The sequence below is a fragment of the Xanthovirga aplysinae genome, from assembly GCF_009711365.1.
GTDB classification, from domain to species: Bacteria; Bacteroidota; Bacteroidia; order Cytophagales; family Cyclobacteriaceae; genus Xanthovirga; species Xanthovirga aplysinae.
Genome location: NZ_SMMB01000259.1, coordinates 1 through 887, shown reverse-complemented (window position 1 = coordinate 887; position 887 = coordinate 1). Strand labels below are relative to the sequence as shown.

At 32.6% G+C, this 887-nt stretch carries 2 protein-coding genes; one reads left to right on the top strand and one right to left on the bottom strand.

The features are described 5' to 3' along the window. On the top strand, positions 1-424 hold a 424-nt coding region (locus E1171_RS00645; RefSeq protein WP_155203092.1), incomplete at its 5' end, for a GNAT family N-acetyltransferase. Positions 425-608: 184 nt separating this feature from the next. Here the strand turns inward: E1171_RS00645 and E1171_RS24045 are convergent. Next, the coding region (locus E1171_RS24045) for a hypothetical protein (protein WP_222931299.1) at positions 609-887 on the bottom strand (279 nt) is incomplete at its 5' end.

Below are 887 nucleotides of genomic sequence, written 5' to 3'. Positions count from 1 at the left end.
TTTAGCTCTTTTAAAAGAATTAAATGAAGAGTATCAGCATATTGTGGCTAAAGTTGATGAAGAAGTAATAGGATACGTCTTGGTGATGCTAAAAAAGTTTTCTGAAGAAATCCCAGTGCTTCTTCCTATGTTTTGTAAAATTGACGAACTCTCTTTTGAGGGAACGCCCCTAAAAGATGCCAATTACTTTGTTATGGGGCAGGTTTGTATTGCCAAAGAATTTAGAGGAAAAAGTATTTTTTATCGCTTATATGAGGGCCTTAAAAAACAGATGTCCGATGATTTTACTTATGTGATAACTGAGGTGGCTACAAGAAATAGGAGATCTATTCGTGCACACGAAAAGATAGGGTTTAAAACTATTTTACAGTATAATTCAGAATTGGGAGAAAAATGGGATATTATGTTATGGAACTGGAAATAACTTCAAATGGGGTAAATTAACTTGGAGTTCAAAGCAAAAAAGCCCCCAAATGGTTTTAAATATTTACTGGATCAAAATAAAATTGTTTTCAAAAATATTTTTCCTTCTTATAGAATTTAGAATTTCTTAACGTGCAAAGTTCAAATTCTTTAAGTATAAATTATGTTGGTAAAAGAAAGTAAATCTAAAGTATCAACCAAATGGCTAAGCACACTCCTAAGCACATGAGTCCAATAACAAGGATGTAGTAAATGGCCAGGATATTTCTCTTAGGGATTTGTACAAGCTTAATCTCAAAATCAGACGGTAGCTCATTTTTTGTTTTTATTTCTTCGACATAAGCCTGATGCAATTTTTCTTTAACATGTGTTAGGGTCTCAGTTTGTAGTTTTGAGAAAGAGGAATGGCGAATGATTGTTATTATTGAAAGTAAAGAGGGCACAATTAAGGTGATTGAGGAAAC